This window comes from Polaribacter sp. L3A8 (assembly GCF_009796785.1).
In the GTDB taxonomy this organism is placed as follows: domain Bacteria; phylum Bacteroidota; class Bacteroidia; order Flavobacteriales; family Flavobacteriaceae; genus Polaribacter.
In genome coordinates, this window is sequence record NZ_CP047026.1 from 879,959 (window position 1) to 892,415 (window position 12,457).

Sequence of the window (12,457 nt, forward strand, 5' to 3'; positions counted from 1 at the left end):
TTAGTATGTTAGGATTACAATTTGAAACAGAAACTTCTTGGGCAGAAATTGCTAAAGATAATTTACAGCAAATACTTACAGACCACGCATTTTTAGAGCAAAAAGCGGCTTCTAATGCCGTTTCTATTATCATTAATTATTCTGAAGAAACAGAATTGGTAAAAGAGATGAGTAATATTGCTATTGAAGAAATGCAACACTTTAAAATGGTGCATTTATTAATGGTAAAACGTGGAATGGTATTGGGGCGTGAGCAAAAGAACGATTACGCTATTCGCTTGCAAAAATTCTTTAAAAAGACTGGCGACAGAACAGATGCTTTAATTCAGCGTTTATTAGTTGCGGCTTTAATTGAAGCTAGAAGCTGCGAGCGTTTTAAAGTGTTTTCTGAAAATATGGAAGATGAAGAATTGTCTAAATTCTACAATAACTTAATGATTTCTGAAGCAGGACATTATACTACTTTTTTAAAGTTTGCTCGTGAATATCAAGACAAAGAAATTGTTGACAAAAAATGGAATGCTCTTTTAGCTTTTGAAGCCGAATTGATGAAAGAAAGAGGAAATACCGCAAAAATTCACGGATAAATAACAAGTTATGGATATTGAAAATATTTCTAAAATTGAACATTTTTCTGCTTTTGTTGATCTTAGTTTAAAAGAATTTTGTCAAAAATTTAGTTTTGTACTAGAATTGCCACAAATGACTTTTAGTACAGAGGATGAATCAGAATACGCGGAAGTTAATTTTAACGGAATCGACTATCATATAAGCAAACCTTATAAAATTGGCTCCTTACATGAATGGGATAATAACGTAATTAAAGATCATAATTTTGGAATTATTTTAAGTATTGATAAAACGAATACCGATTTTAACAACACCAAATTAGAAGCTGTAGCCAACCTAATTTCTACTAGTTTTAATACAGATCTTTTATATTATAGAACCTGGTTTTCTACTGGTTTTAGTACAGAAAAGGTTGTTATATTTACACCGAATAAAAAATAACGAATGTTCTCTAAAGACGAAGCAGCACAATTACGTAAAGAATTCTGGACTAGTTTTGGAAAATCTTTTCCGAGAAAATGGTTGTTGTATAATACTAAAATAAAAGGATTCTCTTTTAAATTTTTGGCGGATAGAAAAAAAGCAATGGTTTGTTTGGATATTGAAAATCCGGATGAGTTGGTAAACCTACTCTACTACGATAAAATGTTGTCTTTAAAAACATTGTTAGAAAACGAGTTACCAGAAGTTATTTATAATGATGAATACGAACTAGAAAGTGGCAAAAAAATTCATAGAATTTATGTTCCGTTTGAGGGTAAATTTAGTGTATATAATAAAAATTCATGGAGAGATTGTTTTGAATTCTATGTGAAAACCATGCCTAAATTTGAGCTTTTCTTTTACGAATACGAAGATGTTATAACAAACATTTAATCTTTATATTTTAAAAATTTAAGTAAGATATTTGCTTCTTATTTTGTGATTAAATGGTTATTTATATCGACAAAATTGTCTTTAAAAATATAATTATTAATCTATACCACCACTCTAAACAACAATAATAAAATTAAACCAACACTTAAACAAGACGTACCTAAACAACTGAAATAAAAATAACTATGTTAAAAAAATAAATTAAAATATTTAGTATCAATTTTTCTTATAGTCTATAATTTGTCTGCGTTAAGGATTGAAACGACATCCTTTTTGTTTTTCACAAAAAGATATAGTGGAAAGCCTGACCTGTAAGGTAACGCCCAAAACAGCTACAGTATATTTTACTTAATTATTGGAAACAAAAAAGAACCGCCCAAATGAGCGATTCTTTAATTCTAACTTACTTCTCTTTTTCTATTTTATAAATGTAATGCTAAAAGGATATTTTGGCGCTTCATTGTTACTTACTTTTATGGCATTAATAATCGGAAAAATGAGATAGAAGATTCCGATTGTAATCAATCCTAAAACTCCTAACCCAAATAAAAATATTAACGGAATACAAACCAAAAGGTAAATAAACATAGAAATTCTAAAATTTAGAATTGCTTTTCCATGTGCGTCCATTCCAAAAATTTCATCCTTTTTTGTTAACCATAAAACCAACGGAACTATAAAGCCGCCTATTCCGGTTACAAAATCTAATAATTGACTTAAATGGGTAATTACCAATAATTGTTTGTCTTCTTTCATTTTTATATTTAAAGTTTTAGTGTGTGTCTATTAGACGAAGTTTAACTAATTATGTTACAAATACTTAATTATTAATATTTTGTTAAAGAAGTATTTGAGTTAAGATGTACTGTGTTTGAGCAAAGACAAACTTAGCAATGATTGTAGTTTTGTAATGAACTTAAAAACATATAACATTATGAATTACTTAAATATAGACAAAGACAAAATACTACCTATTGTAACAGAATTAAATGTGCTTTTGGCAGATTACCAATTACATTACCAAAAATTAAGAAATTTTCATTGGAATATTTTAGGTAAAAATTTCTTTGATTTACATGTAAAATTTGAAGAAATGTACAACGATACAAAAATTAAAATTGACGAAGTTGCAGAAAGAATTATAACATTAAAACACCACCCAATTAGTAATTTGTCTGATTATTTAGAAGTTGCTAAAATTAAAGAATCTTCTTCTTTATTAACCGATGAAGAAATGGTTACAGAGTTAATGTACGACCATAAAATATTACTAGAGCAGTTAAGTAAGGTTATTGATAGAGCTACCAAAGGTAAAGACGAAGGTACTATAGATTTAATTGGTGCTTATATTAGAGAGTTAGAAAAAGCTTCTTGGATGTTGAATGCTTGGTCTAAAAAAACAAATGCTGAGTTAGATACTAGTTTTGTTAAATAGTAATTTGCTCTTTTTTAAATAAATTATACTAATTATTAAAACAAAACATGGATAAAATAACAAATAAACTAGACGCCTGGAAAGATATTTTTATAAAAAATATACCCAATATTGCAATTGCTTTGGTGGTAATATTTATTGCCTACTTTGCATCTAGAGCTATAAATACTTTTATAACTAAAACATTGGGCAAAAAAATTAAACAAGAATCTGTTAGAAATTTAGTTTCTAGAGTAGCTTCTGCCTTTATCTTTTTATTGGGTTTATACATTGCCATGACCGTATTAAAATTTGATGATACTTTAAAAGCCATTATTTCTGCGGCAGGTGTATCTGGTATTGTTATTGGTTTAGCGCTACAAGGCACGCTGTCTAACACCATATCTGGAGTTGTTTTATCTTTTAGAGAAAACTTAAATATTGGAAATTGGATTGAAACAAACGGGTATTCTGGAGAAGTAATAGATATTAATTTAAATTACTTTGTTATTAGAGAAGCAGACAATAATACAGTGGTTATACCTAATAAAACTATTTTAGAAAATCCTTTTAAAAACTACTCCTTAACTACAAAAATGAGAGTTTCTTTAGAGTGTGGTATAGAATATGGTGCAGATTTAGAAAAAGTAGAAATCTTAACTAAAAACGTGATTACTTCTAATTTTAATCAAGAACAGTTAGGGAAAAATGTAGAGTTTTATTTTACTGAATTTGGAGACAGTTCTATTAATTTTCTTTGTAGATTTTGGATAGAATCTGAAAATGCATTAGAACGATTAAAAGCAAAAAGTAATGCAATTATAAAAATAAAACAAGCTTTTGATAAAGAGAATATTAGTATCCCATTCCCAATGAGAACTTTAGAAATTCTACCAAACCAAAGCTTAGACATTCATAAAATTACAGAGAAAGAGGTTTCTTAAAAGAACCTTTATATTTCCCCTAATTACTTAAAAAGTTCAATACAAAATGTGTTGGGCTTTTTATTTTTCTGTAAAATCTTTATGTATTTTTGCAATATGATTAAAAACGATACTATTATTGCTTTGGCTACTCCTGCTGGTGTTGGCGCAATTTCTGTAATTAGACTTTCTGGTGAAAATGCAATTACTATTGTAGATGCCTTTTTTAAATCTGTTAGAAAAGGTAAATTACTGATAAATCAGAAATCGCACACCATTCATTTAGGGCATATTGTACAGAATGAGATGCTGTTAGATGAAGTTTTAGTGTCCGTTTTTAAGAATCCGAATTCTTATACAGGAGAAAATGTAGTAGAAATTTCTTGCCATGGTTCTAGCTTTATTCAGCAAGAAATTATTCAGTTGTTTTTACAAAACGGTTGTAGAATGGCAGATAATGGTGAGTTTACCATGCGTGCCTTTTTAAATGGTAAAATGGATTTATCGCAAGCGGAAGCGGTTGCAGATGTTATTGCTTCTAACTCTGCAGCGAGTCATCAAATGGCAATACAGCAAATGCGTGGTGGAATTACCAATGAATTAAAAGATTTACGTGTTCAGTTATTAGATTTTGCGGCTTTAATTGAATTAGAATTAGATTTTTCTGGTGAAGATGTTGAGTTTGCAGACCGTACAAAGTTTAAAGAATTGGTAGCTAAAATTACCTTTGTTTTAAAACGTTTAATTGATAGTTTTTCTTTTGGAAATGCCATGAAATATGGAATTCCGGTTGCTATTATAGGCGAACCAAATGTTGGGAAATCTACTTTATTAAACACGCTTTTAAATGAAGAAAAGGCAATTGTTTCTGATATTGCTGGTACTACAAGAGATGCTATTGAGGATGAAATAATTATTGATGGTGTTGCTTTTAGGTTTATTGATACTGCCGGAATTAGAGAAACTGAGGATGTTATAGAAAGTATCGGAATTAAAAAAGCTTACGAGAAGGCAGATAATGCTCAGTTAATTATTTTCTTGATCGATTCTAACAAATTTGCGTATGCTAGAGAAGAGTTTTTAACTGAAATTGAAACGATTAAGGAGCGTTTCCCTAACAAACGCTTGTTAGTGATTGCGAATAAAATTGATACTTTATCGTGCCATGATTCGGCTATTTTACAGTCTGAAATTGAAAATTTGATTCTTTTATCTGCAAAAGATAAAACCGGAATCGAAGAGCTAAAAAATGAATTGACTTCTTTGGTTAATATTGGAGCTCTAAGCAATAATGAAACGATTGTTACAAATTCTCGTCATTTTGAGGCGCTGAACAACGCTTTAAATGCTATTACTTCTGTACAGCAAGGTATCGACTTAGAAATTTCTACAGATTTGTTTTCTATTGATATTCGTGAATGTTTACGTCACCTTGGTAATATTACTGGTGAGTACGATGTTGATAAAGATATCTTAGGGCATATTTTTGGGAACTTTTGTATCGGGAAGTAAATAAGTCAAACAAAGGAAACAAAAGTCAAACAAAATACTTAAAATCAGTATTTTATAATAAAACCTTTTGATTTTATTTTCTTTTACTTTACTTTTATAGGAGATTTCTGGATGCCAGAATCCACCTCAAAACTTAATTTTTTACAGAGGTGTAATAAAATCCACCTTTAATGAAAATTACTTTAAAAAAGAAAAAACTCAACACAGGTAAATATAGTTTATTTATAGAATATTATAAAGGTACTATTGTTGACAATAATGGAAAATCTAAACACAATCGAGAATTTGAATATTTAAAAAAATATTTGATAATTGACCCTAAATCAAAAAAGGAAAAAGACAGTAACAAAGAAACTCTTGAACTAGCTGAAAAAATACTTTCAATAAGACAAGCTGATTACCACCAGGGTAAATATAAAATTCAGAATGGAAATAAAAGTAAACATAGTTTTCTTCAATTTTATAAATTGAAAAAAGAAGAACGCTATCAATCTGAAAAAAATTACGATAACTGGGAAGCTGCTGAAAAACACATTGAAAAATTCTGTTCTATCAACACAACTTTTGAAGACGTAAATATTGACTTTGTTAAGAATTTTCAAAAATTCCTACATACAAAAGCGGTTGCTAAATCAGGTTCTCCCCTAGCCCAAAATACAAAACATACATATTACAATAAATTTAAAGCTTGTTTAAATGCAGCTTTTGAAGAAGGATACCTCAATGAGAATATTGTAAGTAAAGTTAAAAGTATTCCTATGGGTGAAACTCATAGAGAATATTTATCTATTGATGAGCTACAAGCGCTATCAAAAACTGAATGTAAAATTCCTGTATTAAAATCCGCTTTTATATTCAGTTGTTTAAGTGGAATTCGTTGGTCTGATATAAATAAAATGATATGGAGTGAAATTAGAGACGAAGGAAAAGATGAAGACGGAAAAGACATTCATCGATTAGTTTTTTCTCAAAAGAAAACTAATGGAGTTGAATATTTATATCTATCTAAACAAGCCAGAGAATTATTAGGGGAAAGAAAAGATGAAAACGACAGAGTTTTTGTAAACCTACATTACAGCGCACAAATGAATTTGATTCTTTTACGTTGGTGCATGTTTGCTGGAATTACAAAGCATATAACTTTTCATTCTGCCCGTCACACAAATGCTGTATTACTTTTAGAGAATGGAGCAGACATCTACACAGTGTCTAAAAGACTGGGGCACAAAGAAATACGCACCACAGAAATTTACGCCAAGATCATTGATAAAAAAATGAAAGAAGCTGCGACCTTAATACCTGAATTAAATATTTTATAATTATGAGTATATTATCAATTATTTATATAATAGGTTATTCTGCAACAATTATTATATTTTGTTTGGGAATTACAAAATTTTTCACTCCTATTTTATTTACTATAGGTAAAAAAATATTTAACCTAAACCCAGAATATTTTATAAAAACGTTTTTCCTTTTAGCAATGGTTTTGGCTTTAAAAGGGGTTTTCTTTAGGACAGAATGGATTGTAATAACATATATATTTAATCTTTTTTCTTTTATTATGTTAATTATATATGTATATAAATTTTCTTCAATAAAGCATACGGTTGAAAAATTTAAGAAGTCAAAAGAAAAGAAAACTATAACAAAAAATAAGGTTAATTCAAATAATGAGGAATTAATCAAATACTTAAAAGGATTATTTTCAAGAGGGAAAAAAGAAGATAACATCAACATCCTACTATCTAACTTAATTAATGGTAATTTTGAAAACTACCAAAAAGGAACTCTAATATTTGATTCAACAATAAAAATTAATGCAAGTAGAGTTCTATTTCAACTTAAAGAAAACGGTAATTTCGATGATAATATGTTGCAAGGAATATATCTAAACAAATACATTAAAATGTTTGATGGAGAATCAGACATTTATTTAAATTCTGAAGATTTCACGAAACATGCGAGTAAATTTTCAACAACTGGAAAAACTGCAACAGCATTAAAAACAGATAAAATCACACTCCCTTTTCTCAAATAATCTCATTAAGTCTTATTCCATCTCAAATCAAAAAACACCTTTCCTTTAGTTCTACCTTTGTTTCGAATTCATAATAAAAGAAAACAAAGGCCTTTGTTCATTATTAATTTTTAAAAGAATAAAAATGAACATTATTGAACTAAATCAACGATTTGATAAATTAGAAAAACTTCTATTATCAAATAAAACAGTACTTACATTTGAAGAAGGTTGTGAATACACTTCCATAAAACCTAGTTACATGTATAAGTTAACTAGTACTAAATCTATACCCCATAGTAAACCTAATGGTAAAGTAATTTTCTTCAACAAAGAAAAACTAGAATCTTGGATGCTTCAGAACGAAATAAAATCTAAACAAGATATAGAGTCTGAAGCCCTCTCTTACACTCTTAAAAACAGAAAATCTTAGAGTAACCGCTCTAAGATTTTTAAATATTTTCTTTTTCTTTAAAACAGTATTAATCTATACAGAATCTACAATACAAAGGTAGGTTTAAAGCTCTATTCGCAAAAATAGATTTCCAAAAACAAAAAAAATGAATAATGTTAGGAATAACATACGAAAGAATTTTACGATAGCTCCTAATGAATTAATTAATGATAATAATATTACTGATAGAGCCCGATTTTTATTCATTTACATGAGTTCTAAACCTCATGATTGGGTTTACTACAATCGTCAGCTTTCCAATGCCTTAAACTACTCAATTGACACTTTAAGGAAATATTTAAAAGAATTGATTGTTTCTGGTTGGATAATTAAAGAAAAACAGAAAAGAACATCTGGAAAATTTACCTCAAACACATACATATTAAATTCTGAACCAGTAATGATTTTACCGTGTCGGAAAAATACCGACACGGTAAATTTCTGTGACGGAAAAAACAAGAGACTTAGTAATAAAGAATATACAAAGAAAGAAAATATAAAAAGAAAGAATTTAATTATTTAAAAAATTAAAAATTTTAAGAAAATCATGAGTATAAAATCTGTGCATAAAATTCTTCAAAATATGAATACGGAAAAAATAAAAAAAGTTGCGCAAAAAAAAGAAAAATTTATGACGACAAATCAATTAAAAGAACTTTTCAATAAAGAGGCAAAAAAGCATTATGCTATTAAAAGAAGATCTTTCGAAGTAGATGATAATAATAAACAATTTTTGAATGCTTTTTGTAAATACTTTGCCCAAGATTCTACTTTTGAAACAGAACATAATGGAGATTTAAATAAAGGCTTATTTGTTTTTGGAAATAATGGTACAGGCAAAACTTCAAGTTTTAAAATTATTCAGAACATATCAAAACTATATACTATTAAACAATTATGGGTACCTATGATTTCTACCCAAAATGTAATTCAACAATTCAATCTTTCAGAAAGCAATAAAAAGGATTATATCATTAAATATTATACTAAAGGCAAATATTTATTTGATGATTTAGGATCTGAAAAAGAAGCTTCAAACTATGGGAAAGAAGATATTTTTATAAGGATTTTAGAACATAGATATAATGAATTTATAAGCAAAGGAACAAGAACTTTTATAACTTCAAACTTAAACCTTGAAGAAATAAAAGAAAGGTATGGTGTAAGAGTTTACGATCGTTTTTATCAAATGTTTAATCAAATTAAACTTGATGGAGAAAGTAGAAGGTTATAAAATATTCAAGATAAAATGCATTCTTAAGAAGCAGTTTTGTTTGCGTACTGAAATGTGTTAAGAATTAAGCAAGTAGAACAGGGGCTGCAAAAAAATATTGCCCCTATTCGACTTGCCCTACGGGGTTTAAAACACTGACATTATTGACTTTAGGTCAATAACAAAGAATATAATATTTTATAATAGAATTATAAACGAACAACCAACACACTGATTACCAGCAACAAAAAATATAAATATGAAGAAAAAAAGCATTTTAATTAAAGAATTTCATCATAAAGAACTGGTGAAGATTTCTAAAACTTTTGGTTCACAATATGGAGATTTAATTGAATCTATGATTCTCTATTTCAAGAAAACAGGTATTAATCCAATAGAAGCAATTAATGAAAACCCTGCTGCTATGGTAAAGGTTTTAGATAAGAGAATTGTATCGTTTTTAAAAGTACAAGAACGAGATATTTTAAAACCATTAAGAAATGAAGTTTATGAAAATTCTAAAGAACAAAAAGAACAATTTTCAAATTTATCAAAATGGGTAAAAGATGCTGTAATAAAAATAAATGATTTTGATAAAAGTAGAACAAAAGATATTACAAAAGAGCTAGGTAAACTTAAAGAAGAATTAAATAAAGTTGAAAGAAAAATATACAAACAACAGGATGCTTTTATAGAAATCGCTAAACTAATTGATGCTAAAAATAAATCTGGAATTAAAGGAACTCTTAAATCTATTTTTGAATAATATGCCAATAAGCAAACCACATAGTACACTAGGCGCTACAAATATCTCTAGTTGTAGTGATCTAGCGATGTATCTAGAAAAAGAAAACAATGACCTAGATATGCTCTTACAAAAGATGAATTCAATTGATGAAAAAAGAGAAATTGAAAGCAGAAAACAATTCTTTTTTTCTCATTCTAAGAACAACATTAGTACCAACGAAGTAATCTCAAGTATTGATAAAAATATAAAAAAACTTGGAAAAACAGATGCAAAATATTTCGCACCAACAATCAGTTTTAGTCAACAAGAATTAAAGCACATTATACAATCGGTTACAGACAAAAAAGAAGTTAAAAATGTTTGGGAACTAAATATCAATGAATATGAATTGTTTAATGATAAAATTAAAGGATATACAAAGTTGATAATGACAAATTATGCCAAGAATTTTAATAGAGAAAACAAAGGATTAAAATCAGGCGATGACTTAGTTTATTTTGCAAAAATAGAGCATTTCAGAAAGTTTAAAGGAACAGATGAAGAAGTTAAAAAAAGGATACATAAAGCAGGAGATTATAAACCAGAAATCAATTCTCATGTCCATTTAGTCGTTAGCAGAAAAGACAAGACTCAAAAATTAAAATTAACTCCTACAACCAAAGAACGCTCTATAACTAGAAGTATTGGAGGAAACACATATCATGTTGGTTTTGATAGAATGAAATGGATTAACATGAATGAAAAAAGTTTTGATATTTTTTTCCAATACAAACGAAAAGAACGAGAGAAATTTATCAATCAATGTATACTAAAAAATGGTTCTCCTAAAGAAAAAGAAGCGCTTTTAAAAGAAATAGAAACTAGAGAACAAACAATTGAAAATACTACAAATTATGGCCAAAATGATACTCGTAACACATCAAAAGGTAGGAGTTGGTAAAAGTACTCTTACATTTAACCTTGCTCAAAATATTTATAACAATGCAAAAATAGCTCTTTTAGATTTTGATATTATCTCTTTTAAAGGTGAAACAAAAAGTATTTCTAATTTAGAACTAAAATAACTATTCTTAAACTCAATATATATTTAAGTTTATATATACTCTCATAAATATATAGTTGCTTGTTTATATTTAAATATACTAATATAAATACATAAGAATCTTTTTTTCCTTTTCTCAAAAATCATATAATGAATCCTAAAAAAATACTTAAATTTGTAAAAAACAAAATATGATATAAAAAAATATAACATAATAATATTAAGCTTTTTAGCTTACAATTAAGGTTTAAGAAAATCGCCAATTTTTTAAAAATCGACCAAATTGTAGTTAAAACGCTCACGCTTCGGCGTGAGCTGTTTTACATGGTCGATTGGGTGTTTGGCGATACCTCTAAAACTTGTAAATTCAGTCTCACGCTTTTTTTGTACCCAAAACTTATGAAACAATTAGCACTAATACCGAACAAGACTATATCCAAAAAAGAAATCAAAATGCTTGAAGACTATTGGGCTATTGAGGAAAACAACAGAATTGAAATTTTTGTACTTACAAATAACGAGTTCTTAAAAAAATATATTGATACAGGTTATTTTTCGAATTTAAGAAATATAGAAATTTTAGCAATCTATCAAGTTGAAGAATGTAATGTTTGCCTAAACTCTTTTAATATCGTAATAAATGATAGAGCCCATTTAGAATCTTACAGCCAATCTAAAAATAAATGTTGTCGTGTTTGCGGACATTTTCAATCTTCCATAGAAAATTCAAAACAATAATTTTAAATACTAAATCACTAAACAAATAATTATGAAAACAAAAATGAAAAAAATTTTAATAGTACTTTCACTTATAATAGTTGCTTCTTGCAATAATCAAAAATTAGATAAAGAGAAAATTAAAAAACTTTATAATAATTGTGTGTCAAAAGAACTTCACAAAGATGTTATTCTAGAGAAATTAATATTGGGTAATAAAAGGATTCTAAATCCTAAAATTAAATCAAATAATTCTATAAAATGTTACAAAAAATTAGAAGAGTTAGGCTTAATTAAAATAGAAAGTAGTAACACTAGTTTTATGGGTTATGAGCAATATAATATAAGTATTACAGAGAAAGGAAAACCTTTTTTAGTAAAAGTAAAAGGTAAAGATTTTGTGATATGTTACAATAAGGAAATAGAGGATGTAAAAAATATAGTTACAAATGATAACTTACCATTTGCTCAAGCAAATATTATTTTTAAAAAAACAAATGCTACTCCATTTTCATCGTTAAGTAGCAAAGAGAATGAAAAAATATTAGTTAATTTAAAGAAAACAGAAAAAGGTTGGACTCTTTGCGATAATAATTAGAGATCAAAATCACTTGTAGTATATAGCCTGCCGCTAGGGCTCATTTTAAAAAAGTTTGATTTTGAAGCTCTAGTTGAAAAAAAAATCAAACTCTTTTCAAAACGGAAAATATTGTCAAACAAAATAATTAATTTAACAACATGCAAAAGCATCTAAATTACAAAAATCACAAGGGCTCTATTGAGTTTTCTAAAGAAGATAAAATTTACTTTGGTAAACTTTTAAATATTACTGATTTAGTTTTGTATGAAGGAAGTTCTATTGAAAAGTTAAAAGCTAATTTCATTAAGGCAGTAGACTCATATAACGAACCAAATAATTAAAACACGTCCTTCAATTACTATATAAATATATAATTATGGAAATCCTT

The 12,457-nt window shown here is 27.6% G+C and carries 18 protein-coding genes; 17 read left to right on the top strand and 1 reads right to left on the bottom strand.

Annotated elements, in window-relative coordinates; translation table 11 throughout:
- Positions 1-5: 5 nt before the first annotated feature.
- From GQR92_RS03315 to GQR92_RS03325, 3 genes are read left to right on the top strand one after another with little or no spacing between them, the layout of a single operon-like run.
- Positions 6-587: a tRNA-(ms[2]io[6]A)-hydroxylase gene (locus GQR92_RS03315; RefSeq protein ID WP_158837786.1), complete on the top strand. Its 582-nt coding sequence runs from the start codon at positions 6-8 to the stop codon at positions 585-587.
- Between the two features lie 10 nt (positions 588-597).
- A complete protein-coding gene (locus GQR92_RS03320; RefSeq protein WP_158837787.1) occupies positions 598-1,011 on the top strand; it encodes a hypothetical protein in 414 nt (137 codons plus the stop codon).
- 3 nt (positions 1,012-1,014) lie between these two features.
- Positions 1,015-1,446 (top strand): DUF4268 domain-containing protein, encoded by a 432-nt coding sequence (locus GQR92_RS03325; protein ID WP_158837788.1) that lies wholly within the window; start codon positions 1,015-1,017, stop codon positions 1,444-1,446.
- Between the two features lie 417 nt (positions 1,447-1,863).
- Here the strand turns inward: GQR92_RS03325 and GQR92_RS03330 are convergent, their stop codons facing one another.
- The gene (locus GQR92_RS03330) at positions 1,864-2,202 is read right to left on the bottom strand and encodes a DUF4870 domain-containing protein (protein ID WP_158837789.1); all 339 of its coding nucleotides are present in this window, start codon (positions 2,200-2,202) and stop codon (positions 1,864-1,866) included.
- Between the two features lie 178 nt (positions 2,203-2,380).
- On the opposite strand from GQR92_RS03330, the gene GQR92_RS03335 reads away from it, so the two are divergent.
- From GQR92_RS03335 to GQR92_RS03400, 14 genes are all read left to right on the top strand, one after another.
- Positions 2,381-2,881 carry a Dps family protein gene (locus tag GQR92_RS03335; protein ID WP_158837790.1) on the top strand — a complete coding sequence of 167 codons (501 nt, stop codon included), beginning with the start codon at positions 2,381-2,383 and terminating at the stop codon, positions 2,879-2,881.
- A gap of 47 nt (positions 2,882-2,928) precedes the next feature.
- Positions 2,929-3,804: a mechanosensitive ion channel family protein gene (locus GQR92_RS03340; RefSeq protein ID WP_158837791.1), complete on the top strand. Its 876-nt coding sequence runs from the start codon at positions 2,929-2,931 to the stop codon at positions 3,802-3,804.
- 96 nt (positions 3,805-3,900) lie between these two features.
- Positions 3,901-5,295 (top strand): tRNA uridine-5-carboxymethylaminomethyl(34) synthesis GTPase MnmE, encoded by a 1,395-nt coding sequence (gene mnmE, locus GQR92_RS03345; protein WP_158837792.1) that lies wholly within the window; start codon positions 3,901-3,903, stop codon positions 5,293-5,295.
- 170 nt (positions 5,296-5,465) lie between these two features.
- Complete coding sequence (locus GQR92_RS03350; protein ID WP_158837793.1) at positions 5,466-6,614, top strand: site-specific integrase; 1,149 nt, start codon at positions 5,466-5,468, stop codon at positions 6,612-6,614.
- A 2-nt stretch (positions 6,615-6,616) separates the two neighbouring features.
- A complete protein-coding gene (locus GQR92_RS03355) occupies positions 6,617-7,336 on the top strand; it encodes a hypothetical protein (protein WP_158837794.1) in 720 nt (239 codons plus the stop codon).
- 124 nt (positions 7,337-7,460) lie between these two features.
- A complete protein-coding gene (locus tag GQR92_RS03360) occupies positions 7,461-7,748 on the top strand; it encodes a helix-turn-helix domain-containing protein (protein WP_158837795.1) in 288 nt (95 codons plus the stop codon).
- A gap of 127 nt (positions 7,749-7,875) precedes the next feature.
- On the top strand, positions 7,876-8,292 hold the full coding sequence (locus GQR92_RS03365; RefSeq protein WP_158837796.1) for a helix-turn-helix domain-containing protein: 417 nt from the start codon (positions 7,876-7,878) through the stop codon (positions 8,290-8,292).
- Positions 8,293-8,352: 60 nt separating this feature from the next.
- Positions 8,353-9,003: a hypothetical protein gene (locus GQR92_RS03370; RefSeq protein WP_158837797.1), complete on the top strand. Its 651-nt coding sequence runs from the start codon at positions 8,353-8,355 to the stop codon at positions 9,001-9,003.
- Between the two features lie 238 nt (positions 9,004-9,241).
- On the top strand, positions 9,242-9,748 hold the full coding sequence (locus tag GQR92_RS03375; protein WP_158837798.1) for a BfmA/BtgA family mobilization protein: 507 nt from the start codon (positions 9,242-9,244) through the stop codon (positions 9,746-9,748).
- A gap of 1 nt (position 9,749) precedes the next feature.
- Complete coding sequence (locus GQR92_RS03380; protein WP_158837799.1) at positions 9,750-10,670, top strand: DUF5712 family protein; 921 nt, start codon at positions 9,750-9,752, stop codon at positions 10,668-10,670.
- Complete coding sequence (locus GQR92_RS03385) at positions 10,633-10,794, top strand: nucleotide-binding protein (RefSeq protein WP_233269994.1); 162 nt, start codon at positions 10,633-10,635, stop codon at positions 10,792-10,794. The genes GQR92_RS03380 and GQR92_RS03385 overlap by 38 nt, the downstream gene beginning before the upstream one ends.
- Before the next feature lie 377 nt (positions 10,795-11,171).
- Complete coding sequence (locus GQR92_RS03390) at positions 11,172-11,510, top strand: hypothetical protein (RefSeq protein ID WP_158837801.1); 339 nt, start codon at positions 11,172-11,174, stop codon at positions 11,508-11,510.
- 31 nt (positions 11,511-11,541) lie between these two features.
- A complete protein-coding gene (locus tag GQR92_RS03395; protein ID WP_158837802.1) occupies positions 11,542-12,087 on the top strand; it encodes a hypothetical protein in 546 nt (181 codons plus the stop codon).
- A 140-nt stretch (positions 12,088-12,227) separates the two neighbouring features.
- The gene (locus tag GQR92_RS03400; RefSeq protein WP_158837803.1) at positions 12,228-12,410 is read left to right on the top strand and encodes an antitoxin HicB; all 183 of its coding nucleotides are present in this window, start codon (positions 12,228-12,230) and stop codon (positions 12,408-12,410) included.
- The last annotated feature ends 47 nt before the right edge of the window (positions 12,411-12,457 follow it).